Annotated in this window: 30 protein-coding genes and 1 tRNA gene; 4 read left to right on the plus strand and 27 right to left on the minus strand. The window is 44.1% G+C overall.

What is annotated here, in order from left to right; all coding sequences use genetic code 11:
* Nucleotides 1-94: 94 nt before the first annotated feature.
* Nucleotides 95-1,639 (minus strand): M23 family metallopeptidase, encoded by a 1,545-nt coding sequence (locus PCH02S_RS14185; protein WP_127454037.1) that lies wholly within the window; start codon nucleotides 1,637-1,639, stop codon nucleotides 95-97.
* A gap of 311 nt (nucleotides 1,640-1,950) precedes the next feature.
* Here PCH02S_RS14185 and PCH02S_RS14190 point away from each other — a divergent pair, with 311 nt between their 5' ends.
* Nucleotides 1,951-2,214, plus strand: a complete 264-nt coding sequence (locus tag PCH02S_RS14190) for a hypothetical protein (protein ID WP_127454038.1) — start codon at nucleotides 1,951-1,953, stop codon at nucleotides 2,212-2,214.
* Between the two features lie 29 nt (nucleotides 2,215-2,243).
* Here PCH02S_RS14190 and PCH02S_RS14195 read toward each other — a convergent pair whose 3' ends face one another.
* From PCH02S_RS14195 to rpsF, 10 genes are all read right to left on the minus strand, one after another.
* A complete protein-coding gene (locus PCH02S_RS14195) occupies nucleotides 2,244-2,894 on the minus strand; it encodes a hypothetical protein (protein WP_127454040.1) in 651 nt (216 codons plus the stop codon).
* Between the two features lie 142 nt (nucleotides 2,895-3,036).
* On the minus strand, nucleotides 3,037-4,323 hold the full coding sequence (locus PCH02S_RS14200; protein ID WP_127454042.1) for an adenylosuccinate synthase: 1,287 nt from the start codon (nucleotides 4,321-4,323) through the stop codon (nucleotides 3,037-3,039).
* 569 nt (nucleotides 4,324-4,892) lie between these two features.
* On the minus strand, nucleotides 4,893-6,257 hold the full coding sequence (gene dnaB / locus PCH02S_RS14205) for a replicative DNA helicase (protein ID WP_127454043.1): 1,365 nt from the start codon (nucleotides 6,255-6,257) through the stop codon (nucleotides 4,893-4,895).
* Between the two features lie 98 nt (nucleotides 6,258-6,355).
* Complete coding sequence (rplI, locus tag PCH02S_RS14210; protein ID WP_127454045.1) at nucleotides 6,356-6,805, minus strand: 50S ribosomal protein L9; 450 nt, start codon at nucleotides 6,803-6,805, stop codon at nucleotides 6,356-6,358.
* Nucleotides 6,802-8,766, minus strand: a complete 1,965-nt coding sequence (locus PCH02S_RS14215) for a DHH family phosphoesterase (RefSeq protein ID WP_127454047.1) — start codon at nucleotides 8,764-8,766, stop codon at nucleotides 6,802-6,804. Before PCH02S_RS14215 ends, rplI begins: the two co-directional genes overlap by 4 nt.
* An 18-nt stretch (nucleotides 8,767-8,784) precedes the next feature.
* Nucleotides 8,785-9,699: a DUF2232 domain-containing protein gene (locus PCH02S_RS14220; RefSeq protein ID WP_127454049.1), complete on the minus strand. Its 915-nt coding sequence runs from the start codon at nucleotides 9,697-9,699 to the stop codon at nucleotides 8,785-8,787.
* A 6-nt stretch (nucleotides 9,700-9,705) separates the two neighbouring features.
* Nucleotides 9,706-10,017 (minus strand): MazG-like family protein, encoded by a 312-nt coding sequence (locus PCH02S_RS14225; protein ID WP_127454050.1) that lies wholly within the window; start codon nucleotides 10,015-10,017, stop codon nucleotides 9,706-9,708.
* A 164-nt stretch (nucleotides 10,018-10,181) separates the two neighbouring features.
* On the minus strand, nucleotides 10,182-10,469 hold the full coding sequence (gene rpsR / locus PCH02S_RS14230) for a 30S ribosomal protein S18 (RefSeq protein ID WP_029196139.1): 288 nt from the start codon (nucleotides 10,467-10,469) through the stop codon (nucleotides 10,182-10,184).
* Nucleotides 10,470-10,492: 23 nt separating this feature from the next.
* The gene (gene ssb / locus PCH02S_RS14235; RefSeq protein ID WP_127454052.1) at nucleotides 10,493-10,972 is read right to left on the minus strand and encodes a single-stranded DNA-binding protein; all 480 of its coding nucleotides are present in this window, start codon (nucleotides 10,970-10,972) and stop codon (nucleotides 10,493-10,495) included.
* A 35-nt stretch (nucleotides 10,973-11,007) separates the two neighbouring features.
* A complete protein-coding gene (gene rpsF, locus PCH02S_RS14240; protein ID WP_127454054.1) occupies nucleotides 11,008-11,295 on the minus strand; it encodes a 30S ribosomal protein S6 in 288 nt (95 codons plus the stop codon).
* Between the two features lie 232 nt (nucleotides 11,296-11,527).
* Here rpsF and PCH02S_RS14245 point away from each other — a divergent pair, with 232 nt between their 5' ends.
* Entirely contained in the window at nucleotides 11,528-11,710 is a 183-nt protein-coding gene (locus tag PCH02S_RS14245) for a YjzC family protein (RefSeq protein WP_127454055.1), read from the plus strand.
* A gap of 16 nt (nucleotides 11,711-11,726) precedes the next feature.
* Complete coding sequence (locus tag PCH02S_RS14250) at nucleotides 11,727-11,999, plus strand: hypothetical protein (RefSeq protein WP_127454057.1); 273 nt, start codon at nucleotides 11,727-11,729, stop codon at nucleotides 11,997-11,999.
* Nucleotides 12,000-12,063: 64 nt separating this feature from the next.
* Here the strand turns inward: PCH02S_RS14250 and PCH02S_RS14255 are convergent, their stop codons facing one another.
* From PCH02S_RS14255 to PCH02S_RS14300, 10 genes are all read right to left on the minus strand, one after another.
* On the minus strand, nucleotides 12,064-12,759 hold the full coding sequence (locus PCH02S_RS14255) for a response regulator transcription factor (protein WP_127454059.1): 696 nt from the start codon (nucleotides 12,757-12,759) through the stop codon (nucleotides 12,064-12,066).
* Nucleotides 12,760-12,776: 17 nt separating this feature from the next.
* Complete coding sequence (locus PCH02S_RS14260) at nucleotides 12,777-14,204, minus strand: sensor histidine kinase (RefSeq protein WP_127454061.1); 1,428 nt, start codon at nucleotides 14,202-14,204, stop codon at nucleotides 12,777-12,779.
* A 12-nt stretch (nucleotides 14,205-14,216) separates the two neighbouring features.
* Complete coding sequence (locus PCH02S_RS14265) at nucleotides 14,217-14,969, minus strand: ABC transporter permease (RefSeq protein ID WP_127454062.1); 753 nt, start codon at nucleotides 14,967-14,969, stop codon at nucleotides 14,217-14,219.
* Nucleotides 14,956-15,681 (minus strand): ABC transporter ATP-binding protein, encoded by a 726-nt coding sequence (locus PCH02S_RS14270; protein WP_127454064.1) that lies wholly within the window; start codon nucleotides 15,679-15,681, stop codon nucleotides 14,956-14,958. The genes PCH02S_RS14265 and PCH02S_RS14270 overlap by 14 nt, the downstream gene beginning before the upstream one ends.
* A 64-nt stretch (nucleotides 15,682-15,745) precedes the next feature.
* Nucleotides 15,746-16,987, minus strand: a complete 1,242-nt coding sequence (locus tag PCH02S_RS14275) for a hypothetical protein (RefSeq protein ID WP_127454066.1) — start codon at nucleotides 16,985-16,987, stop codon at nucleotides 15,746-15,748.
* Nucleotides 16,988-17,150: 163 nt separating this feature from the next.
* Nucleotides 17,151-17,588 (minus strand): type 2 periplasmic-binding domain-containing protein, encoded by a 438-nt coding sequence (locus tag PCH02S_RS14280; RefSeq protein ID WP_127454068.1) that lies wholly within the window; start codon nucleotides 17,586-17,588, stop codon nucleotides 17,151-17,153.
* Between the two features lie 249 nt (nucleotides 17,589-17,837).
* Nucleotides 17,838-17,925: transfer RNA gene (locus tag PCH02S_RS14285), tRNA-Ser, on the minus strand.
* A gap of 71 nt (nucleotides 17,926-17,996) precedes the next feature.
* A complete protein-coding gene (locus tag PCH02S_RS14290; RefSeq protein WP_127454070.1) occupies nucleotides 17,997-18,212 on the minus strand; it encodes a DUF951 domain-containing protein in 216 nt (71 codons plus the stop codon).
* A gap of 22 nt (nucleotides 18,213-18,234) precedes the next feature.
* Nucleotides 18,235-19,074, minus strand: coding sequence for a mechanosensitive ion channel family protein (locus PCH02S_RS14295; RefSeq protein WP_246069075.1), 840 nt, complete (start codon nucleotides 19,072-19,074; stop codon nucleotides 18,235-18,237).
* 17 nt (nucleotides 19,075-19,091) lie between these two features.
* Entirely contained in the window at nucleotides 19,092-19,328 is a 237-nt protein-coding gene (locus PCH02S_RS14300; protein WP_127454124.1) for a DUF3343 domain-containing protein, read from the minus strand.
* Between the two features lie 98 nt (nucleotides 19,329-19,426).
* On the opposite strand from PCH02S_RS14300, the gene yyaC reads away from it, so the two are divergent.
* Entirely contained in the window at nucleotides 19,427-20,050 is a 624-nt protein-coding gene (gene yyaC / locus PCH02S_RS14305) for a spore protease YyaC (RefSeq protein ID WP_127454072.1), read from the plus strand.
* Here the strand turns inward: yyaC and PCH02S_RS14310 are convergent.
* From PCH02S_RS14310 to rsmG, 6 genes are all read right to left on the minus strand, one after another.
* Entirely contained in the window at nucleotides 20,025-20,516 is a 492-nt protein-coding gene (locus PCH02S_RS14310; RefSeq protein WP_127454073.1) for a DUF4446 family protein, read from the minus strand. The two genes, yyaC and PCH02S_RS14310, sit on opposite strands and share 26 nt — an antisense overlap.
* A 15-nt stretch (nucleotides 20,517-20,531) precedes the next feature.
* Nucleotides 20,532-21,692, minus strand: coding sequence for an aminotransferase class V-fold PLP-dependent enzyme (locus PCH02S_RS14315; RefSeq protein ID WP_127454075.1), 1,161 nt, complete (start codon nucleotides 21,690-21,692; stop codon nucleotides 20,532-20,534).
* Between the two features lie 104 nt (nucleotides 21,693-21,796).
* Nucleotides 21,797-22,669 carry a ParB/RepB/Spo0J family partition protein gene (locus PCH02S_RS14320; protein WP_127454077.1) on the minus strand — a complete coding sequence of 291 codons (873 nt, stop codon included), beginning with the start codon at nucleotides 22,667-22,669 and terminating at the stop codon, nucleotides 21,797-21,799.
* Entirely contained in the window at nucleotides 22,666-23,424 is a 759-nt protein-coding gene (locus PCH02S_RS14325; protein WP_127454079.1) for a ParA family protein, read from the minus strand. The genes PCH02S_RS14320 and PCH02S_RS14325 overlap by 4 nt, the downstream gene beginning before the upstream one ends.
* A gap of 157 nt (nucleotides 23,425-23,581) precedes the next feature.
* Nucleotides 23,582-24,400, minus strand: coding sequence for a nucleoid occlusion protein (gene noc / locus PCH02S_RS14330; RefSeq protein WP_127454081.1), 819 nt, complete (start codon nucleotides 24,398-24,400; stop codon nucleotides 23,582-23,584).
* 244 nt (nucleotides 24,401-24,644) lie between these two features.
* Nucleotides 24,645-25,373 (minus strand): 16S rRNA (guanine(527)-N(7))-methyltransferase RsmG, encoded by a 729-nt coding sequence (gene rsmG, locus PCH02S_RS14335; protein WP_127454083.1) that lies wholly within the window; start codon nucleotides 25,371-25,373, stop codon nucleotides 24,645-24,647.
* Nucleotides 25,374-25,375: the final 2 nt, after the last annotated feature.

Genomic DNA, 25,375 nt, shown 5'->3' on the forward strand with positions numbered 1-25,375 from the left:
TATTCCTTGCATACTACCCTTTATTTTATCATATATTCAACTAAAAAGAGACAAGGCCCCCGAGTTGTCCGGTTTGACCTTGCCTCTATGTAAATTAACGATTTAAATACTTCAATGGATTCTCCAAGCTGCCGCTTTTGTGTATTTCAAAATGCAAGTGAACGCCTGTGGAATCGCCTGTGCTTCCCATTATACCGATGGCATCACCTTTTTCAACGATCGAACCCTCGGTAGCAATAATTTTGCTCATGTGGCCATACAACGTCTCGTAACCATTCAAATGATTAATAATCACATAATTGCCGTAATCTGATTTATATCCTGTTTCGGTTACTTTGCCATTGTCGGCTGCCATGATGTTTTTGTTACCCGTAATATCGATTCCCTTGTGAAGCTTGCCCCAACGCACGCCGAACGTACTGGAAATACTCGGGGAAATAACAGGCCATGCGAATTTTCCTGTGCCTTCGCCTTTCACGACCTTCGTCCCTTTTTTCACCTTCGCCGTGACAGGTTGATCGATAATTTCTTCATCCACCAGCTGCTCGTTGGTCATTAACCCATCGACCTTCGTCACTTGGATCGTCACCTTCTTCAGCCCGTTTTTGCCGGGTGAAATCGGTTGAACGACGCCTACGCGCTGCGAATCATCTTTTACATATTCCGTATCGTATTGAATCTCTTGGTTCTTCACAATCTTTTCTGTCGTTTTGACGGACAGCTTAGGTTTAAGCACCGTAACTTCCAGCTGATTGCCAATCTTCAGCTTGTCATCCTGAAGACCAGGATTTTTATCATAGATGAATTGCTTTGTTACTCCTAATTTCTTCGCGATGCAGGAGACGCAGTCTCCCTCAACTACCGTGTATTTCGCAGGCGTCACATCGCCCGTCGTCAACTTCTTCACAACATCTTCCGGTTTGGCCAAATCTTCCGGCTCAATCGGCACTTCGACTGTATCGACTTTCTGAACAAATTCCACTTTCTCCAGCTCTGACGGCGCAGTGGAAATATCCTCGCCCTGGCTTGCTGATAGGGCAGAGACCTTAGCTGTTTCCTTGGCTTTTGGTGTAAAAGGCGCACTAACTTGTTCCAAAATCTGATCAGCTGTCTGCTGATCCTTCACAATCGCGATGGTATTCCCATCTACCTTCAATTCGACCCCGACCGGTTGGGGCACTAATGCCTTATTAAGCGTAGCGATTACAGCTGAATCATCCGTCACCGGATTGTAAGCCTTTTCAGGCGTGTAGGTGACACCGTTTGTCTTAAGAACGACATGAACATCTGGGAAATTCTTTTGTACTTCTTCTGGTCTTTGCTGCTTATATTCATCAATCAATTTATTATCGCTCACGACGCCGATTTCTTTGCCGTTGAGCATAACGTGATATACATTTACCATATTCGCTTGCACATACTGATGACCTGCAAACGTAATAGCCCCTGTTAGCGCTACCGCACCAACTCCCAGAACTAGAGACCATTTATGTCGTTTGATTACCGTTAGCGTCGTAGTTGTCGATACTTCTTCCAGCTGCTTGTCTGATATTGATTCATTTCCGGTCAAGCTTTCTCGCTTCGGCGTGAATCTCTTGATGAGATCCTGAACAAAGCGCATACCCCTGAAACCTGTCATGATCTTCTCCCTTTGAACGGTTTTGCATCCATGAAGTAATTATTCAAATACATCCTAATGATTAATTACTCCAAAATACATAAATAAACCTTTATTAGACATAATATCCGTGAAGATATCTACCTTTTGTTAAATTTAACACACTTTCTCTGCTTATTTCAACAAAATACTCGATCTCCATGTGATAGATTCGTGTCCACCGCCAAAAGAAGACGTTAAAGTTTCACTTTTTTGTACATAAATCCAATAGATTTACACCCAATTACGAGAAATGACGAATTTGAGTGAAAATTTGAAAGGGGAGCTTATGCATGGAAATTAATTTGGAAGCTACGTTCACAGATCGGTCTACAATGGAGAAAACAGCTGAAGTCCTTAGATCTCAAGGTGTGCTGGATATCAAATTCAATTATGGCGGTGAGCCACATACGGACAACTATGCCGGCGGTTTAATCCAATCGGTTGATAGCTTTTCGGCAGCTGAACCTTCTTACGCGCTCATCGTTTGCGTAGAGAAATCGCGCTACCGTCAAGCTGAGGATACGATTATGAAATTCGGCGGACAGCTCCATTAGGACTAATCCAAGATCTCGAATGAGGAAAGCTAGTATTTGTTCAGGATAGCTGTTAACTGTTGGAGTTCCGTCTCACTCAAATATTTCTTGAGTGTATCATTGACCTGCTTAAGCTCATCTGTTGTAATCCCGTCCTCCAGCAAAGCGGACAGATGCTGCACCTCATTTTGCGGCAGCTTAGCAACAACAAGAGAAAATATTTTCATCTTATCATCACTGGATAACGCTTCTTTCTTTTTAGCGAAATCCTCGGTCGACATGACAAGCTCCTTCTTCTGCTCGTTTGCATCACTTACTCGCCCCATGACGGCTACGGCATCATCATCCTTCACTCCTTGGGAAGCCGATTGGCCATTTGTTCCTGCGTCCGAATGTAAAGGATCACTCGAATTAGAACCAGGCACGCTTCCAGACGGGCTGGGACTAGGCGTAGCTGCCGGCGGTGTTTCCACCGGGGTAGCTTGCTTCCCCCCGTCTCTACGCATAACTATATTCAGGTCCCCCGCCAATCTTGCAGCAAAATCACTAAATTGAACCTTTTTACCCAAAGCCGGTATCTGATATTGTCGAAATATATCCTCTACATACATGTTAACAACATACCATGTCGTAAACATTGTGATTGTTGTAATAAGTACACTGCTTATGACGATTTTGCCCAGCCACGTTAATACTTTCATTCTCTCTATCACTCCTGACGCTTGAATCTGTTCCCTCCTTCCCAGTATTGACGAAATCGTGCCCATTAAATCCCATTAGGCAAAAAAGAAATCCTCTAAGCTGCTGATGCGCCTAGAGGATTTTGTATTTATCTCGATTGAATTATGCGTAGATTGGACGAACCAAATTTGTTTGCTCACGGTTACGGCCTACGGAGAAAATCGCGATTGGAATGCCTGTCAGCTGTGAAACACGCTCAACGTAGTGTCTTGCATTCTCAGGCAGATCACTCAGTGTACGCGCACCAGAGACATCTTCGGTCCAGCCCGGAAGCTCTTCGTAAACAGCCTCACACTCTGAGATGGCTTTCAAGCTAGCCGGGTAGTGCTCGATAAGCTCACCGCGGTACATGTAGCCTGTGCAAATTTTAACCGTTTCAAGCCCTGTCAGAACGTCGATGGAGTTCAAAGACAGGCCTGTAATGCCGCTAACGCGTCTTGCGTGACGGACAACCACGCTGTCGAACCAGCCAACACGGCGCGGACGGCCTGTTACTGTGCCGTATTCGAAGCCTTTTTCACGGATCCAAGCGCCAATTTCGTTGTCGAGTTCCGTCGGGAACGGACCGTCGCCGACACGAGTTGTGTACGCTTTGGCTACGCCGATGATGTTGTGGATCTTCGTTGGACCTACGCCGGATCCGATACATACGCCGCCAGCCGTTGGGTTGGAGGAAGTTACGTACGGGTATGTGCCTTGGTCAATATCCAACATAACGCCTTGTGCGCCTTCAAACAGAACTCTGCGTCCTTGATCGATGTACTCATTCAGAACAACAGAAGTGTCCGTTACATAAGGACGAATGATTTCTGCGTATTCGAGGTACTGCTTAAGAATTGGCTCTACATCCAGACCTGTGGAACCGTATACTTGCTCGATCAATACGTTTTTCTCTGCGATGATACGTCTTAGTTTCAATTCAAACTCTTCCGCATCCATTAAATCCGCAATACGAATTCCGTTACGTGCTGCTTTATCCATATAACAAGGTCCGATCCCTTTGCGGGTCGTGCCAATTTTGCTATCGCCTTTACGATCTTCTTCCAGACCGTCAAGCACCAGATGGTACGGCATGATCACATGCGCGCGGTCACTGATGTTTAAATTTTTTGTCGAAAAACCATTATCATGAATGTAATTAATTTCTTCAATGAGTGCTGCGGGATTAATAACCATACCGTTCCCGATAACACATGCTTTGTCTTGGTAAAAAATACCGGAAGGAATCATCGTCAGCTTATACTTCTTCCCGCTGATAATAATCGTATGGCCTGCGTTGTTACCACCTTGGTAACGAGCTACAACCTCAGCAGATTCCGCTAAGAAATCCGTGATTTTCCCTTTTCCTTCATCTCCCCATTGCGTTCCGACAACAACAACCGTTGACATATGCACTTACCTCCGTACGGTGACGAGTCACCCATAATGAGCCGTTATGGCTTTCGTATCACTGAAAAACATGGACCTCATTAAAGCACTAAAGTGTTCAGCGTCCACTACTCACCGAAGGAACCAGGTCTCCTCGGCAGTAACCTGCAGGAAGGGCACCTACCTTTCGGCATGAAAAACGACCTTAACTCGAAGCTGCCCTGCTTAGATCTGATCATGCAGGCAGACGAACAAGGTTTTTTTCACCGTCTTTAGTGTAGCAGTCCCCCTACGCAAAGTCAATGAAAAACGAACAATAATAAGTGCTCCTGTATAATCGTTCGGATATTGGTCATACTATAAAGTTGCCTCCGACTTGCCCTATAAGGATAAACAACTTCGTCGTTCATATGTGAAACCTTACGTTGGGAACTACAGGCCGTTATTTCTCCTGAAATCGACTCATCCAGAGGTTTAGTGGAACTACGATCCTCTATCTCTCCAACTTCTGCTTACATGTAGGCATTTATGGACTGATAAGACCCTCCAGTTCCCTTATTTCCATACGCAAGAAAAAAAGCAGCAGGCCGTTAATACTGCGCGGCCGCTGCTTCTTGATGACTACGATCCATGTTCACGAATTTGTTAAATTGCTTCAAGAACGCCAGCTCAACGGTTCCTACCGGACCGTTACGCTGTTTGGCGATGATAATCTCGATAATGTTCTTCTTCTCAGATTCTTTATCGTAGTAATCGTCCCGGTACAGGAAGGCTACGATGTCGGCATCTTGCTCGATGGAACCCGACTCCCTAAGGTCAGACATCATCGGACGTTTGTCCTGCCGCTGCTCAACACCCCGGCTGAGCTGCGAGAGCGCGATAACCGGTACATTGAGCTCACGCGCGATTTGCTTCAGCGTACGGGAGATCTCAGAGACCTCCTGCTGACGGTTGTCGCCTTTGCCGCGGCCGGCAATCAACTGCAAGTAATCGATGAGGATCATGCCAAGCCCCTTCTCCTGTTGGAGACGGCGGCATTTCGCACGAATATCCGCAACCGTGATCTGGGCCGAATCATCGATGAAAATATTCGCTTCCGACAAGGCGCCGATGGCCATCGTCAGCTTCTCCCAGTCATCGCCTTCGAGATAACCCGTCCGCATGCGGTTCGCATCGACGTTCGCCTCGGCGCAGACCATACGTTGAACGAGCTGCGCCGCGCCCATCTCGAGCGAGAAAATCGCGACGGTTTCCTTGGCGCGTACTCCGACGTTCTGCGCTACGTTCAGCGCGAACGCGGTTTTACCTACTGAAGGACGCGCTGCCAGAATGATTAAGTCGGAGCGCTGGAAGCCCGACGTCATCTTGTCCAGGTCGATAAAACCCGAAGGAACGCCTGTGGATCCGCCTTTATTCGAGTAGAGCGACTCTACCTTCTCGAAGACTTCCATGAGCACATCGCGAATGACCACGAAGCCGCTCGAGCTGCGGCGCTGCGAGATCTCAAGAATCTTCGCCTCCGCTTCGCTCAGCATGGACCCTACATCGTCTTCATTGGCGTAGCCATTGGTGACGATTTGGGTGGCTGTGCGGATCAAACGGCGAAGCATTGATTTCTCTTCGACGATAGCCGCGTAATAGTCGATGTTAGCAGCTGTCGGCACCGCGTTCGCTAGCTCGGATAAGTACGTAACGCCGCCGATCTCTTCCAGCTGCTGTTTGTTCTGCAGAAGCGATGTTAGCGTGATCAGGTCGACAGGCTCTTGATCCTCCGCCAGCTCAACGATCGCTTCAAAGATGCGCTGATGCGCCCCCCGATAAAAGTCGTCGCTCGTAATCCGCTCCATCGCGGTAATTAAAGCGTCACCGTTAATCAAAATGGCGCCGAGTACGGCTTGCTCGGCTTCTATATTTTGAGGGGGTACGCGATCCATAAACATATTGTCTCCGCTCATGCTTCAGTACCCGCCTTTCTTTTCATAGTTTAGTAGTCTTGGTACCAGACAATAGATAAGAGCCCCTCCTAGGGACTCTCATTTGCTTTCTCAGTCACTTATTTCTCTTCCAGAACCTGTACGTTCAAACTTGCTGTAACTTCGCTGTGCAGCTTCACAGGGACCTTCGTAACGCCTAGTGTACGAATTGGTTCGTCGAGGACGATTTTGCGCTTATCAATTACGATCTTGTACTGTTTCTCCAAAACTTCTGCGATTTGCTTGCTTGGAATGGCACCGAACAATCGGCCGCCTTCACCGGCTTTCGCTTTGATTTGAACCGTCATTTCGTTCAACTTCTCGCCCAGCGTTTTGGCATCGGCTTTCTCTTGATCCTTTTTACGCTGTTCCGCTTTTTTCTGATTATCCAGCACTTTCACTGTGCCCGTTGTCGCGGGAGCTGCAAGCCCCTGAGCAATGAGGAAATTCTGTGCGTAGCCCTCGGATACTTCTTTGATTTCACCTTTTTTGCCTTGGCCTTTAACATCTTTTAGTAAAATGACTTTCATTCGAAAAGTCCCTCCTCTTCCTGCATCTCATCGAGTACTTTCTTCAATCGGTTCGTTGCTCCCTCTAACGTCGTGCCATCGAGCTGAGTTGCTGCATTGGTCAAATGACCGCCGCCGCCCAGCCGCTCCATCACGAGTTGGACGTTCATCTGCCCCAGCGATCTGGCGCTGATGCCGATCAGTCCATCCGGCCTTTCAGCGATGACAAAGGAAGCCATAATATTCGTCATATTCAACAATGTATCAGCAACCTGTGCAATCATCAACTGAGAATATTTGCGATTAGGCTCAGCAACTGCCAAAGCGATATGCTCATGGATAGTTTCTGTATGCTTGATCACTTCGGCTCGCTCGATGTACGAATCGAGATCTTCCTTCAGCAAACGCTGAATCAGCGCGGAATCTGCGCCATTACGGCGCAAATACGAAGCGGCTTCGAAGGTTCTCGCCCCTGTGCGGAGGGAGAAGCTCTTCGTGTCGACTACGATGCCGGCCAGCAAAGTCGTAGCCTCGAGCACTTCCATCGTCAGCTTCTCATTGATGTACTGCAGCAGCTCGGTCACCAGCTCACAGGTAGAAGACGCATAAGGCTCCATATAGACGAGTGTCGCGTCATTGATGAACTCCTCGCTGCGGCGATGATGATCGACCACAACGACCCTGTGCGTCTGCTGGAGCAGCTTAGGCTCGGCTACCATGGAAGCCTTGTGTGTATCCAGCACCACAGCCAAGGTACGCTGCGTCGTAATCTGCATCGCCTGCTCCGGTGTTATGAACCAGCGATGCAGCCGCTCATCACCGGCAATCGTCTCCATCACTTTATGGATCGAGGGATTCACTCCCTCAAGCACGATGTAACCTTCCTTGCCAATCACTTGCACAGCCTTCAAGATGCCGATCGATGCGCCGATGCAGTCCATGTCCGGAAAGCGATGACCCATAATAATCACTTTATCGCTATCCTTCATCAAATCCCTTAAGGCATGGGATATGACCCTGGCCCTGACCCGCGTGCGCTTCTCAACCGCATTCGTTCTTCCACCATAAAAGCTCAGCCTCTGGCCCACTTTCACCGTCACCTGATCGCCGCCGCGGCCTAAAGACATGTCCAGGCCCATCTGCGCCATTTGACCAAGCTCCATTAATTGCTCCGCACCAGATGCGATCCCGATACTCAGCGTCATCGGAAGCTTGTTCTCTATCGTCAGATCACGTACATCGTCCAGAATTTCAAATCGCGTTTGCTCTAATTGACGCAGCGCTTTCTGATCCATCAGAATGAGGAAACGGTCGGAGGACGTCCGGCGCAAATAAAGCTGATTTTTCTGAGCCCATTCGGTAATTTCACCCGTAACTTTGGCCAGCATAATGCTGCGCGTTTGATCATCCAGACCTTGCGTTGACTCCTCCAGATTATCCATCATGACGATTCCGATCGCCGTCTTCTCATCTTCGTACTTTCTCGCCAAATTCGCATGCTCCGTGATTTCCCGGAAATAGAGCAGTCTTTCTTCCGCCCGAATCGAGACTTGATAAATGGACTTCCCGATGGTGAGATCTACTTTATCGCTTTTATCTTTTCGATTTTTCAGGTCTGGCAAATATTCGTACAACGGCTCGCCGATGACGGAATCCTGCCCCAGCATTTTCGCCACAAACGGGTTGTGCCATTCGATGCGCTTCTCTTCATTATATAAAATAATTCCGATAGGAAGGCCGCTCATCACTTCATTGCCGGCTTTTTTGACCCGATGCGTAATCGTTCCGACATACATATTCAGCTCTTTGCGAAAAGCTGTTTCCGCTTGGAGCGTAAAGTATGCCAGAACGGCGCAGACCAGGAAGGCCGTAACGCCCAGCCACCATTTGAACATATAGATGGTAGCTGACATGATGATGAGCAGAACGAAAATCCACACGATGTGTTGACCGTGCCATCGCTTCAAAAGGAACTTCGGCATTCGAACTAGCTCCTAATCCTATAAATTTTTCTTAAACCGTTCACGGATTGGAAACGCAACATCAAATACCCCTAGTAAGCTGTAAACGATAAAAAGTGGCGGCATGAAACAAAGAATGATCATCGCCACGATCGGCAAAATTGGCTTCCACTTGTTCGCATGCGCAACAAAGAATAGAAAACAGATCGCTTGAATAGCGAACGCCAGCATCAATAGTGGCATTGCATTCATCATCAGCGTCGGAATGAGTGAATTGGAAGCTGGATTCATAAAGAGATCGAGCACAAACACGATCAAATAAATCCACACCAACGATTTCTGCAGCATCCACTCGCGCATTGGGCGCAGACCTGGGATACCTTCTCCTGTTTTGTTGAGCAGCCAGCGGCTGATGCCATGAGTGACAAAGGTGTAGAACAACGCCACAAAAATCAGATACAAAGGTATTACTTGCACAATGAAATTCACATACCAGTCCTGATCCTTCGGAAGAACCTCCCGAATCCCCGGCGGCATACTTGCTATGCTGTCCATCATGAAAAGTTTGAACTTCGCTACCGGATCGAATCCGAGCGAATACCCGATGAGCAGACTGAGCAGTGACTCCGCCAGAATGGTGATAATTCCTGCTGTAAGTACGGTTCTAGCGGCGGCTTTGCGTTTATATAAGTTACCCATAACCAGTACCGGCGGCAAGAAGAATAGCGATACGGACATGAGGGATATCCCATGCCACTGGGTAAGCAAATAAACGACGAGCAAGCTGATGACATAACTGATGACGAATCGTTTGGTGCTTGATTTTACATATAACATCAATACAGGAATCATGAGAAAACTAAATGTGAAAATAATAAAAGGCGTCATTAGAGATAGCAATGAAAGGATCGTCACCGCACTCCAGATGATGCTTTGCCAACTTCGATTCCCCAACCGGGCTCACCTCTTACGTAAATGTTCTTCGAGCGATGAAATGTCGCCGTACCAGTCCTCAAGTTGATGGCCCTCTTGGCGGTGCTTCTTCATTTTCTCTACAATGGCTTCGTCCAAATCGCGATAAGATATACCCAGTCTTCTCCCCAAAATATAGCCGCTTGAAATTAAACTGGCCAAGCCATCCACGATTCTGACATGGCTGCCTTCCCATATGCCTTTAAGCAGGTGCGCTACGTGATCTACGACTTCTGTCTTGAGCCACTCAATGACTTTGGCTCGTCTGGCTAGGTCTACATCCTTTTCCCTATTCAGCAACCGTCATCTCTCCTCATCCTACAAAAGACTATAGCGTTAATTATACCACAAAATAGGGGGAGAAAAGAAAGCCTCTACAAAGCCGCGCGATCTCTCCTCTCGCCTATGGACTTCTCGGCATACAAAAAAGACAGCCGTATAAACAGCTGCCTTCTTAGTAAACCCTATTCCGTTGTGTAAGGCAACAATGCGATTGTACGGGAACGCTTGATAGCGATCGTCAATGCACGTTGGTACTTAGCGGAAGTACCAGTTACACGTCTAGGAAGAATCTTCCCGCGCTCACTGATGAACTTTTTAAGAGTTTCGATGTCTTTATAGTCAATGTGCTTGATTTTGTTAACTGTGAAGTAACAAACTTTACGACGTTTACCTTTACCGCCTTTACCACGAGGAGCAAATTTGCGATCGCCGCGATCTTCACTATTGTTATCTCTTTTTTGGAAAGCCATGAATTTGTTCAGTCCTTTCTACTTTAGAATGGCAAGTCATCATCGGAAATGTCGATCGGTTTTCCGTCATCGATGAAAGGATCTTGCTGTTCGCGTGACCCACCGCCACGATTGCCACTGCCTCCGCCGCCGTAGCTAGCGTTTGCGTTCGATCCACCGTCTTCACGATTTCCGGCACCGTTACTGGATTCAAGGAAGCGTACATTATCGGCAATCACTTCGGTCACGTAAACTCTCTTGCCCTCGTTGTTGTCGTAATTACGTACCTGAATTCGGCCTTCCACTGCTGTCAAACGACCTTTACGCAAATAGTTCGCGCATGTTTCGGCAAGCTGCCTCCACGTGACGATATTGATAAAGTCCGCTTCGCGTTCTTTCGAACCTCCGCTGGTGAAAGGACGGTCTACTGCGAGAGTAAACTGCGTAACCGCAACGCCGGCTGGCGTATAACGAAGTTCTGGATCTCTGGTCAATCTACCGATAAGAATGACACGGTTCAACATAGAACATTCCCCCTGACGAAAATACTGGCATGCAATTAAGCTACGTCGTTTGTGATTAAGTGACGGATAACTTCATCCGTAATCTTAAGTACGCGATCAAGTTCAGTTACAACAGCAGGTTCTGCGTTGAAGTGTACAAGCACGTAGTGCCCGTCACGGAACTTATTGATCTCATACGCAAGACGGCGTTTGCCCATCAGGTCATGTTTGGAGACTTCGCCTCCACCGTTCGTGATGATGCCTTGGAACTTTTCTACTGTAGATTGAACAACTTCTTGCTCAACGTCAGTACGAATGATGTACATCAGTTCATATTTGCGCATGTATGTCACCTCCTTTTGGACTAAGCGGCCCCTGTTCAAGCTTGTTCGCACAAGCGAAGGAGCAAGGAGCGAGGATTCTTTTTCAAAACTCGCACCTGAATACTATAGCAAATTGAACGCCAGATTACAAGTCTTTTTCTCAAGGATGAACATGGCAACGCCTATCGTACATGCTTCCCCTTCAGGAGGGTAATCTAAACCTGATTGAAAATCTTTCGAAGAGGTGATCAATGTGGGTGAATGGACACAGTTCAATGAAGGCGATCATGTACCTAACGACGGCGTATACATCGAGATGGGTGAGAATGCCGTCCACATGGGTATTGAGAACCCGAAAATAGTCACGTTAAAAAAAGGAGACAGATTTCCGGCCAACAGCAACCATAATCGGAAATGGCACCGCAAAAAGCCTTAACTAGGAGAAATTCACCATGAGAACATCCACGTTTACTTGGCTGTTTACCTTCATTGGTGCAGCCCTCTGTTTAGGTCATTATTTATTTCACGATCATGATGCCTTTTACATGATCTTCTACGCGCTTAGTGTTCCTGCCTGGTTTGCATCCACATTCACGGACATCTATGAGATCTCCATGTTCCGGATGCTGGTCATCTATGTATTAACGATCGCTACATGGGCGCTAGTCGGCTATGTCATTGATCGTTTCTCTATCAGTTACAGAAACCGCAACAGGAGCTATTAATTGGCTGAAATGAAGGAAAGCTGGCCCCTAGGCAGTTTCATTTACCTGCTTAGGACCAGCTCTTTTACACAATAAACCTGTACCCGGATCCCCAAACTGTGCCTATGTACTGAGGTTTAGACGGGGTCTCTTCGATTTTCTCTCTGATTCGGGCAATATGAACCGTGACGGTCGAGGCATCACTCATCGCATCCAAGCCCCAAATTCTCTCAAAGAGTTCTTCCTTGCCAAACACCCGATTGGCATTCTGCAATAGAAATAGAAGCAGGTCAAATTCTTTTTGCGCCATAACGACTTCATTTCCGTTCACAAAGACGCGCCTTGCCTCCTTCTGAATCTCCAGACCTCTAACTTGAATCGTGCTTCCTTCATTCCCTTTACCAAACCGTTCTTTCATCCGTTGGAACTTTTTCAAATGAGCCCCTACCCGCGCAACCAGCTCGCCGGAGCTGAAAGGCTTGGTAATATAATCGTCCGCCCCAAGGCCCAGACCATTAATTTTATAAATTTCCTCTGCTCTTGCCGATACCAGAAGAACGGGAATATCGTCATGCTCGCGCACTCTCTTCAATACTTCAAATCCATCGATATCCGGCAGCATGATATCTAAAATGATCAGCTCAAAGTCTTCATCCTTGAGAGCTTTCAATCCCGCTAATCCACTGTTCACTGTCTTAACAGAGTAACCGCTCAACTCGAGGTAATCTTTCTGGAGATTGGCGATACTTTGATCATCTTCAATAATCAGAATTTTTTTCATCATAACCTCCAAGCCTACTAGAACTTCTTCAGAGATATCATTATCTGAGTACCCTCTCCTACGGCACTTTTCGCCCATATTTTCCCCTCGTGGCCTTCTATAATTTGCTTGGCGATAGCAAGTCCTAGTCCACTGCCGATTTTTCTTGAAGGATCCACCTGATAAAATCGCTCAAAAATATGGGGAAGTTTATTCTCCGGTATTCCTTTTCCATTGTCCTTAATTTCTATGATCGCAGATGTTCTTGTTTCCCTGAGAATAATCTCAATTTTTCCATCCGCTTTCTCTACATATGTCATGGCATTATCAAGAATGTTCTGTATGACCCTCTTTAATCTTTCACGATCAATTAAAACTTTGACAGGCTCATTAAGTTCGTTGATTAACGATAACGATAGGTTAGCCTTTTCGTATTCATATTTATGATCCGCGACACAATCCTCGAAATAGCTCGCCAAATCACTCTTTTCAAAATGATACGGAAGCTGGTTCAAATCAAGCTTTGAGTATAGAAGCAGATCATCGATCATAGCGTTCACGAGAATCGCTTTGGATCGTGCCGTTTCCAGATACTCGTCCATTTTCTCAGGTGTCTTGGCGACCCCATCGATAATTCCTTCAATATATCCTTTGATCGAGGTCACAGGCGTTTTTAAGTCATGAGATATGCTTGAAACCAGAAATTTTCGGTTATCATCATATTTTTGCTGCATATAAACCGATTCCTTCAGCTTAATTCTCATAAGCTCCAGCGTCCTGCATAACTCTCGAACTTCTCCTTCGCCTTCTTCTGCAATCCCTTGGCTTAGATCACCTTCGCTAATTTTATTAGCAGCAGCCTTAAGCCTGGAGATCGGCGATATAATACCGCGGGAGAATCGATACGACACCCAAAAGTTCGTTAACAAGAAAACAACGGTGAATACGCTGACTGTAAAAATGCCGAGCACCATAAAAACGTTCGTTTTCAGCTTGATTGGCGCAAGCAGCAGCAGAACACCGGGATCGCCAGCCGGCACCTTATAATCCACTCTTGTAATCATATATGTTTTGCCGGCAAGTTCGACCTCATCGCGGGTTGCCTCGTTGTCTGAGAGCATAAGACTTCTCTCAATATCGATCCTGTTGAAATTTTGCGTAGCGTATACAACTTCTCTATTTTTTAAAATAATCGCACTGGCATCCAAAGCGTTAATCCGATTAGCAAGCTCTTGTTGAAATTTCGTATCCAGCAGCTGCTCGAACTTAAGGGGCTGTGCTTCTCTTTTGATCTCACTGATCGCCGCTCGAACTTCGAAAGCCTTCTGAAACTCCTTCGTCTCGGCTTCGCGGCCAAAAACCTTCGTATAAGCAGCAACGAAAATAATGACAGCCAGAACTGTCAAACCAACGGAGAGCAGCACAGCCAGCGCATTCATCGTGAAGAAACGTTTGGTTAAATGCATGAAGATCCCTTTCTATATATCCTTACTGTCAAACAAATAATACCCTGTTGTAAATAACATCATACCACAGCCCGACATGATTAGAATCTGGCGGAATATTTTAAACACATTCATCGTTTCCGATATCCATAATGTATACCAATCCAACATCGATGTAATGAAAAAACTGGAGTAGGATGAGAAGACAATACCCAATGAATTAAAAACGATAAATATCAGGATCGAGAGGAAAAATACAGCTAACCCCCCTTGTATCACATTAGACAACAGGACGACAATCAGCGCAAACACAAATACAGGGAAAAAGGTTAATCCGTACGATAAAACAACCTTGAAGATCCCTGGCAAACTAGCCGATGAGGGATTAAAAATAAACCCCGCTAATAACGAAAGAATCATTACAAATAAGAGATTCCCGGCAATAAATAAAGCTAAATTCAACACTTTTGCGCTAAACACACTGAATCGGGAGACAGGTCTCAAAAGTGTTATTTTCATTGTATTCGATGAAGATTCACCGTTAAACATATCAATCGCCACAAAAATGGCAAACAGCGGCAAAAGCGTATAAGTAATAAATGATAGAACGACAATAGGAAATTCAACGCTACCTACAACCCGCAATCCAAGCCCATGCTTGATGGTGGTTACAGCGATCTGTCCAACCAAAACAGCAAGGATAGATAAAATGGCAGCCGCCATCATTTTTTTCTTTTTCAACAGCTTCACGGATTCATTGATAAATGCGGCCTTAAACCCTTCCATTCCGGTCCACCTCGCTAACAAAAAAGTTCTCCAACGAAGAATAATAGGAAAGAATATTTTGCGTATATTCTACATTAACAAGCTTGCCCCCATAAATGATGCCGATTCTTGTGCACGTCAGTTCCACATCATGAATCAAGTGGCTTGAGATGAAAAATGTCGTGCCTTCCTGAGAAAGTTGTTTGATCAATTTCCTCATCTCCAGCATCCCTTCAACGTCCAGTCCGTTCAGAGGCTCGTCCAATATTAATAATTTAGGTTTCGACAGTATCGCAGCTGCGATCCCCAGTCTTTGTTTCATCCCCAGTGAAAACTTCTGAGATTTCTCATTTTTATATTTCAACATGCCTGTGAGTTCAAGGCACTCATCAATTCTCTTCTGATCAACATGCGGATAAAATCTAGCGAACATCTTTAAATTATCGTTAGCTGTTAAATAAGGATACGACTCTGCTGTTTCAATCAAACAACCAACATGCTTCATGGCGTTAACATAGTCTTCCAAAATGCTGGCACCGAAAATTTTCACATCGCCACGGTCTGGCTTCATTAGGCCCGTTATCATTTTCATAGCCGTCGTCTTCCCTGCACCATTCGGTCCGAGGAATCCGAATACATCACCTTGATCAACATCTAGGTTTAACTCTGTGATCCCCCGGCCATTTTTAAATGCCTTCGTTAATCCACTTATCTCAATCGCCTTGACTGTCAATTTCTATCATCTCCCCAAAAAACGCTCAGGAAGCCGCACCGGCAGCCTCCTGAACCTCTCTGTTTTATTCAAATATGCGGCTAAACTCTCCATCGTAATATGGTTTGGAGATCGATCTGTATGAATTTTCGTTAACAATCTCAACATTCATTTCAAAATAAACTTTGCCTGTAGCGCCTTGATGAATGGAACCATTCTTCTGCTCGCCTTTTGCATCCTTATACGTGAATGTTGAGGACGCGGCTGGATCATATTCAAAGTCGAAAACATCTTTATTCGGATATTCGCTCTCATAACCTGGAATAACCGTTTCGGAATATTTCCCTTTCACTTTATCGTTGTCTACGCTTGTGATCTCAACCATTCTTTCGCCGATTTTCACAAACTTGCCGTCTTTCTCCATCACGATATCGTTTTTATATTTACCTACATACTTGCTGCTAAATCCATTGGAGTAGCTAACCTTTTCAACTTTTGCGCCAGTTAGATCAGGTAGTGTAATTTTCGTATTGCCAACCTCAGATAGCTTCACAATAACATTCAGGTTCAAGTCGTGTTGAACACCGTTCTTATCTTTGCCGGACAGTGTAATATCACCTGTTACATTTTCTAGGTAGCCAGCTTTATTTTCATTAGCCGTGCCTACCACCTTTTTCACAAATACATCGCTTTCTATGGTCGGCAAATCGCGCTCATCGTTCAGCATCTGTTTGATACCAAAAGAGGAGACAGCATTCAGGACGGCTGGTACCTGTGTTTCAGACAAGCTGCCCGAATATACTTTTCCACCTTCAGGTCCTTCCTCTACTTGCACGTAATCTTTCAAACCGCCAACGACAGCGTCAACGATTTTTTCAATTTCTGGTGCTCCCTTTTCTTTAAATGGATTTTTAAAATCCACGGTGCGATTTTTTCTGTCACTAGCCGGATATTCCGTCACATAATAAGTATTGTCTGATCCATTTTTATTAACTGATTTCGTTATGTCGGAATAATAGTATCTTGATGTTGTTTCGCCATTGGCGTCTTTCGTCGTTGTGTTCTCTTCCTTCATTTGTTTTTCAACATCCATCTTTTGCGACGTTGATCCTTGAATTAAGGTTTTATCGTTATCTTTCAACGTATACAGCGCTTCGAGCGTGTAATTCTTCATATCCTTTTCCATCATGTTTGCAGTTGTTTTTGCTGAACCTTTTAACCGGTCATAACCCGATCCAAGCAGTGTGTCGGCAAATGCCGTGGATACGAATAAACACGCTCCAATCGTAAAGGACAGTACTGTAACGGATTTTTTACTAAGTTTCATCTCTTTTCTCCTTTTAACACAATGTACGGGAAACGTTTCCTTATATTTATATTAATATATCCTTATTGAATCCATCTAAATGGAATATTAACAAAGTATAAACTCTTATATTATGAGGAAGGTACTAAAAAAGCCGCACAGCTTTCACGCTGCACGACTTGATTTATTTCCTAAATACTTTCTTTTCGGAAATCATTCCATCTGCAAAATAAACGATTTCCGCAATGTAGCCAGGTTGATTAGAAATGGCGAAATCATAAGTTTTCTTACCATTCTCGTCTTTCACCAACTTGCCTTTTGCTCCTGTCTGCTTCACTAGATCATCATAGGTGCTTGTCATGCTTATCTTATCAGCTTGCTCCTTCGTTATCTGAGGAAGCGGCTCATCCTTTGTTGTATCGTTGCCACCTGCTGCTGGCGTTGCTGTGGCAGATGTTCCACCACCTGTCCCACTTGTTGCACCAGGCGTCGCTGTAGCCCCTGTGGAAGGCGTTACGGTCGCTCCTGCTGTTGGGCTTGGCGATGCACCCTCTTCACTCTTTTTAGCGCATCCTGTGGCTACTACAGCTAGTACCAGGAATATCATCATCCATCTTTTCATTACGCTTACCTCCTTCTTGTTGCCAACACATCGATATGAGTTTATTCTGCTTTTCTTTTAGCCTTTTTATCCCTACTGGATTAGACAAAGGACTGAAAGCAAATGAGCCTTTTACGCCCTAATAGACGTTTTAAACTCTTAAAATGTTTCACGTGGAACTTAAATATTGGAATTTGACATTCTCGTTAAAATAAAAAAGCCTCCTGCAGATGCAGAAGACTTTCATTCCTTAGCTAGTAATAGCTTGTACGGAAAGAGTGGGATTCGAACCCACGCACGCCTCGCGACGCCTAGCTGATTTCGAGTCAGCCCCCTTGGGCCTCTTGGGTACCTTTCCAATAAAACGCGAGAACAGGATTCATTATATCAAAAAATTCCTGTCCCCGCAAGTGCTTTTCCACAGCATTTTTATGAGGATTCTTCCTCTTTATCTGGGTTAGATCGAAGCACTTTCTTCAGTTTACTTTCGAACTTCGTTCTTGGTACCAGAACACTGTGTTTACACCCTACACACTTTATTCTAATATCCATCCCCATCCGTATGATTTCCATTTCATTCGTGCCACACGGATGGGGCTTTTTCATTTGCACAATATCGCCAAGTTGATACTGCTTTTTCTCCATACGTCCGCCACCGCCTTTTCAACTACATCGTCTCAATTTGCACACTATCGAGTCTCTTCTTAATTTCTATGTTCAAAAGCCTCGTCACATTAAATTGTCGCGTTGGTTTGCACTCAGCAATAATGCGAATCTTCAGATCCGTCGTACCCACCACTTGAACACCGAGCACTTCGGGCTGTTTCACAATATCCTCGGTAAGTTCTTGTACGTGCTTGACGGTATCCTTGAGAATTTGTGTAGCATCGTCAATATTTATATGATGAGGAATCGTCACATCGACCACGGCTAATGAATTGTACGTAGAAAAATTGGTCACCTGTTTAATATTTCCGTTCGGAATGATATGGACCTCACCCGTCCAACTTTTAATCCTTGTGACTCGGATGCCAATCTCTTCAACGGTCCCTTTAAATGAATCAATTTGAATGACATCCCCTACACCAAACTGATCCTCAAAAATGATAAAGAAACCCGTAATCACATCTTTCACCAAACTCTGCGCTCCGAAACCTATCGCAAGTCCTAGCACTCCTGCCCCTGCCAGCAAAGGCCCAAGATTTAAACCAACTTGTCCAAGGATCAGCATAATGCAAATGAGATTCACGGTGTAGGCTATTAAATTATGTATAAGGCTTCCTATCGTATTTGTTCTACGTCTATCAAACTTCAGTGGCGACTTGTCTCTAGCAGCCATCATATGTGCAATTGTTTTATCCGCAATTTTGATACATACTCTTGCAACAACATATATGAGAACAATTTTTACGATAATCCAAAATAGCGAAGCTAGTATTTCAGGGTTCGATAGATGCTCTCGAATCCAGTTCATCAAATCCGTGAAATACTTCGTAATAAAGGCCACGGTTTAGACCTCCTTTTTCATTCCATGGTAACATATTTATCTTCTTTTTTAAAATAGATGCCTCTGATTTCTACGTTCTCTGATTCAATAATCTCTTGAACCTGTACTAGATTTTCGCCAGGAAATTCAATAGAAAGGGCACAGCCAGCTGTAATTTCTTTCGGTGTAGGTCTGATGTCAATTTCTATATCCGCATACTCTAGCAGCATCTCGGCGCGCAGAGCCTGCTGCGTAGAATCGAAGGCTAACAACATAACGGAAAAATTCAAGGAAAATCCCTCCTCTCCTACGTATAAATGTCTCTATCTATCCATATACTAGTAAAAAAGAAGAAGTACTTTGGAGGGATATGATGAAATTCCAAATTGGTTTCGACGGAATGAAAGACACGGAACTGACCCCACTCAAAATTCAGCACACAGACGCCGATACCCCTTTTCTTCTCTCTAAGCATTTGCAATCCATTTTTAGTAAGCTACCAACCTATCAACCTATCGTTGTTATCTGTGTGGGCACCGACCGTTCTACGGGAGATTCACTTGGTCCGTTAGTTGGCTCTCATTTGAACCGTACGACGAATCTTCGTAACCTTCACTTGTTCGGTACATTAGATGAACCTGTCCATGCCATGAACCTGTCTGATACCGTTGATAAAATTCAACGTCAATTCGATAACCCTTTTATCGTTGCCGTCGATGCTTGTTTAGGCCAAGTATCCAGCGTAGGCTGCATTCAAGTTGCTGATGGTCCGCTTAAGCCTGGTGCCGGCGTTAATAAAGACCTTCCTCCCGTTGGCAATATCCATGTGACGGGGATCGTCAACGTAGGCGGATTCATGGAATATTTCGTTCTTCAAAATACGCGGCTCAGTCTTGTCATGAACATGGCGAATGTCATTGGCGATGCTCTTCACTCTGCATTACGTCGCACTCAAGCCTATGCACCAAGTGCTAAGACGGCTTTACAGATTGACTAATTGCCTCTTTCTCTTCTGGACTTAATGTGTAAGTGGATTGTCCATTTTGAATGGGCTTCGCATACAAGTACATCTGCTCACGGCTATGTATTCCTGTCAAAACTACACCATCTTGAAAATCATCCAAAATGGCAATTGTGAAGCTCAGGTTACTTCCTCCATCATTGAAGGCATTATATCGATGAATCGCTACTTTGGATTTCATCTTCGTTAGGGATTGGCGAATTGTATCAACCTGGGCTGATGTCATTGCTGACTCGGCCTTTTGATCGTTGATGGCTTGCTGCATTTCAATCAGAAGCTGCTCGATATTATCTGAACTTGAACCATTCATCATTTGCGTATATCGTTTACGTAAAGATGATAATTTAACCAAAAGAATAATGACGATAAGGAATAAAACTAAAATCAATCCCACAATGACTAATACAACAAAGTTGCCATTCAATCCGAACAGTTCCCCCATGGTTGATCCCTCTTTCTACTTAGCATACTGCGATTGGATCTCTTTCACTGCATAAACAAGAGCTTCCACTTCTTCATCCGTTGTAAAATAACCTATGCTTGCTCTTACCGCTCCACTAGCTAACGTACCTGCCGTTTCATGGGCAAGCGGTGTGCAATGATAGCCGGATCTAACGGCGATTTGAAAAGATTGATCCAATATGAAAGCGACTTCCGATGAATCCGCGTTATTCACATTAAAGGAAACAATCCCTGTTTTATTTTGTCCAAGAGCTGGGCCAAGAATCGTGACTCCTTCAATTCCCAGTAAACCTTCCATCAGCATTTGCGTTTGACGCCACTCTTTTGCATGGATCTTCTCAATCGTTTCAGCTATTACAAATTTCACGCCTTCGTTTAATCCAGCAATACCAACTGTGTTTTGCGTACCTGCCTCATAGCGATCAGGCCTTACCTTTGGTTGATGAATGGCCTCTGATTGACTACCTGTTCCCCCGTGTAGAATCGGCTCCAAATCAATGTCAGGATGGATATATAAACCACCCGTTCCCTGAGGCCCTAGAAGCCCTTTGTGGCCTGGGAAAGCCAGCATATCAACATTCATATCTCCTACGTGGATAGGCAGTATACCAGCGCTCTGAGCCCCGTCTACAAGCAACTTAGCGCCATGTGCACGGCATATCTCCCCGATCTCTGCCACAGGCATAATTGTCCCCAATAAGTTAGAACTGTGATTAACAACTACTAGTGATGTATTTGACTGTAATGCCTTTTTGAAATCATCCAACTGGATATTTCCTTCTTCATCATTACGGATATAAGTAATTTCTATTCCAATCGTAGCTCTCAAATGTTCCAATGGTCTGCGTACAGAGTTATGCTCAATATTCGTACAGATGACGTGGTCCCCGGGTTTTACAAACCCTTTGATCGCTTGGTTCAGTGCATGTGTCGTATTCAATGCAAAAGATAGATCATTCGGGTTTTTGATTCCAAATAAGCGTGCTAAGTTTTTTCTTGTTTCAAATAAAACCCGGCTTGCCTTCACAGCCATCTGATGGCTTCCCCGTCCTGGATTAGCCGAATAATCTTGCATACAAGTCATCATCGCATCCATTACAGCCGGCGGTTTTGGCCAGGAGGATGCAGCTTGATCAAAATACATAACACCTTTCATATGTTCACCCACCCTCTCACGGATTCAGAATTCTACTCATAAATATAGCATACCTTAGTTTGATCTTTCTGCTCGAAAGAAAACCATCGGTATGCTATCTAATTTTAAGAGATTTTGCCTTGAAGCAATTCTAGCAGACGGTTCAAATCGTCTTTTGAATAGTAGAGAAGTTCGATTTTACCTTTATCCTGCTGATTCTTGATTTTCACCGTAGTACGGTAAATATCTCTTAATTGGTCTTCAGCTTGGTTGATATAAGGATCTCTATTCTTTTCTTTTTGCTTCGTTTTTTCTTTCTCTTGACCCGGTGATTCCTCGAGCATTTTCACTGCTTCTTCAAGTTCGCGAACACTCCATTGCTTACTAATGGTGTTTTCCGCAAGCTCTTTTTTGATCTTGTCATCTTTGACACCAACAATAGCTCTTGCATGTCCCATCGATAATGTTCCACGTGAAACATATTGTTTTATTGATTCCGGTAATTGAAGTAGTCTCAGGAAGTTCGCAATATGGGAGCGGCTCTTTCCAACCTTAGCAGAAAGCTCTTCTTGGGTTAACGAAAACTGATCGATAATTCCCTGATATGCAAAAGCAATCTCCATTGCGTTCAGATCTTCCCGCTGAACATTTTCGATCAAGGCAATTTCCATGACTTGTTGATCCGTGAAGTTTCTCTCAACAGCAGGAATCGTTGCAATTCCCGTAACCTGAGAAGCTCGGAATCTACGTTCACCGGCAATGATTTCATAACCTTTAAGAACCTTACGAACAATAATAGGTTGGATAACACCATGTTCTCTAATCGAATCCGCTAACTCTTTAATACTATCTTCGTTAAAATGCTTTCTAGGTTGATAAGGGTTAGCTCTCAATTGTGCTAAAGGAATTTGAATGACTTTATCGCTCTCATCAATATGTAGTGATGTAATTAATGCATCCAATCCTTTACCTAAACCTTTGTTTAGGCCTTTGGTCATATCGAGATCACTTCCTTCGCAAGCTCTAAATACACTTCCGCGCCTTTTGATCTAGGATCATAAGTAATAATCGATTGTCCATGACTGGGAGCCTCGCTCAAGCGAACGTTCCGCGGGATAATCGTTTGATATACTTTTGTTTGGAAATATTTCTTAACTTCCTCAATGACTTGAATGCCGAGGTTCGTTCTAGCATCAAACATCGTCAATAAAACACCTTCAATTTGAAGCCCTGTATTAAGATGCTTTTGGACCAAACGAACTGTATTCAACAGTTGGCTCAATCCTTCAAGCGCGTAGTATTCACATTGAATTGGAATGATAACAGAATCAGCAGCAGTTAAAGAATTAATTGTAAGAAGACCTAAAGATGGTGGGCAATCAATAAGAATATAATCGTACATATGCTTAACAAGTTGCAAAGACTTCTTCAAGCGTACTTCTCGTGAGATCGTTGGAACAAGTTCAATCTCAGCTCCTGCTAGTTGAATCGTCGCAGGTACAATCTTAAGATTTGGAACATTCGTATCCACTGTTGCATCTTTGGGGTGGACATCGTTAATAAGCACATCATAGATGCAGTTCACGACATCGGCCTTGTTAACCCCGATCCCACTAGTCGTATTCCCTTGTGGATCGATGTCAACGAGAAGCACTCTCTTCCCTAGTGAAGCCAAGGAAGCACCCAAATTCACAGAAGTTGTCGTCTTGCCGACGCCACCCTTCTGATTCGTTATTGCTATAATTTTAGACAAAACCATTTCACCTCAATCGCTTATGTTCCAAATGCCATACTAAAGCAGTATATCTATCTTAACATATCTATCATTCAGTTACCTTATCTATATTTGATAGTTTTATCTCATAAGATGCAAAAAAACGGCTTGCGCCGTTTAAGGTAGCAATAAATGCTCAATTATTCTTAGGAATTTTAATTATAATTTCGTAGTGATCCTCATGATCTTTCTCAGACGTGTTAATATTCAGGCCCGAGCTTGTAACCATTTCAACGGATTGGCGAATGGTATTTAAAGCTAGTCGAACATCCTTTGAAAAGGATACGCGACGCGACTTTTTAATCTTTGCTGCTTCCTTTAAAAAGTTAATCTTAATTTCTGTCTGTTTTACGTTTAGCTCTTTAGCAATGACTTCCTCAAGAATTTTCACTTGCAGTTCTTCTTGATCCAGAGCAAGCAAAGCTCTCGCATGACGCTCCGTGATCTTCCGCTCCATCAATGCCATCTTAACAGGTTCACTTAGATGTAAAAGCCGGATCTTATTCGCAATCGTTGATTGGCTCTTACCAAGACGCTGAGCTAAGCTTTCCTGCGTCAAATCATGCATCTCAATCAATTGCTGATAAGCAGCAGCCTCTTCAATTGCAGTCAAACCTTCGCGCTGCAAATTCTCGATAAGAGCAATGGATGCAGCTTGAGAATCATTGAAATCTCTCACAATTGCAGGGATTGTATCAAGACCTAGCTTCTTAACTGCTCTTAGGCGTCGTTCTCCGGCAATGAGTTCGAATGTATTGTTTTTGACTCTGACAACGATTGGCTGAATAACACCATGCGTTCGAATCGTTTGGCACAATTCATCAATACGATCATCATCAAATAAGGTTCTAGGTTGATAAGGACTTGGAATAATAGTATTAACCGGTATGTTTTTGACCTCATCCGTCGACGAACGATCAGCAAGTCCAAATAGCTTTGAAATTTGTTCTTTCATAGGAAACCCTACCACCAACTCTTCCCGTAGTTTAAGCGACCATTACGATCCAAAGATAGACGACCTCTTCGTCCTACAGAACGAAAACGCTTGTCAAGAATACGGCGAAGTATGACAAGTGCAATCACATAAACTCACTACAAATAGAATAGATTCTTACTATAATATATTCTTCATCGAAGCAAGATTTCCTGCTTTAAGCAATTGTGAAACTTAATTGAATAATGTTTCACGTGGAACATTTTCACCTTTTCATAAGAGGCTCTTTTAGAGGAAGTCCAGCCTTTCTAGGATACTTAGCTGGTGTTACAGCAAGCTTTTGAATTTCTACAAAATGCCTCAGCGATTCCTCAACAGGCAGCTGCATCTTAAGAACTTTAATAACTTTCCCCTTCAACTCTGATAAGCTATAAGCAGACTCACTTAGCTCTTCTTCAATCTCAGACCCCTTCATTGCAATAAACGTACCATCCTTCTTCACAAAAGGAAGGCAAAATTCATTCAACACTTGAAGTCTAGCTACAGCTCTAGCTGTAACCAGATCAAACTGATCACGATATTTAGGGAGTCTAGCAATATCCTCTGCTCTACCATGAACGCATTCCGTATCCGTTAAACCTAATTGTGAAACCAATTCTTTTAAAAACAAAATTCGTTTATTCAAAGAATCGATGATCGTAACCTTTAGATGAGGAAATGCGATCTTCAAAGGAATGCTTGGAAACCCGGCGCCAGAGCCAATGTCTGCAATCGTAGATATGGAGCTCATATCATAATTGAAAGAAACAGAAAGAGAGTCATAGAAGTGCTTTAAGTATACCTGCTCTCTCTCCGTAATACCTGTTAAATTCATTTTTTCATTCCACTCTACAAGTGTCTTAAAGTATTGCTCAAACTGTTCCAGTTGTAGAGTGGAAAGAGTTATCTGTTGTTTCTCTAAAAATTGAACAAATTGTTGTTGAATAGCATCCATAT

It is taken from the genome of Paenibacillus chondroitinus NBRC 15376, from assembly GCF_004000765.1.
Taxonomy (GTDB): Bacteria; Bacillota; Bacilli; order Paenibacillales; family NBRC-103111; genus Paenibacillus_E; species Paenibacillus_E chondroitinus.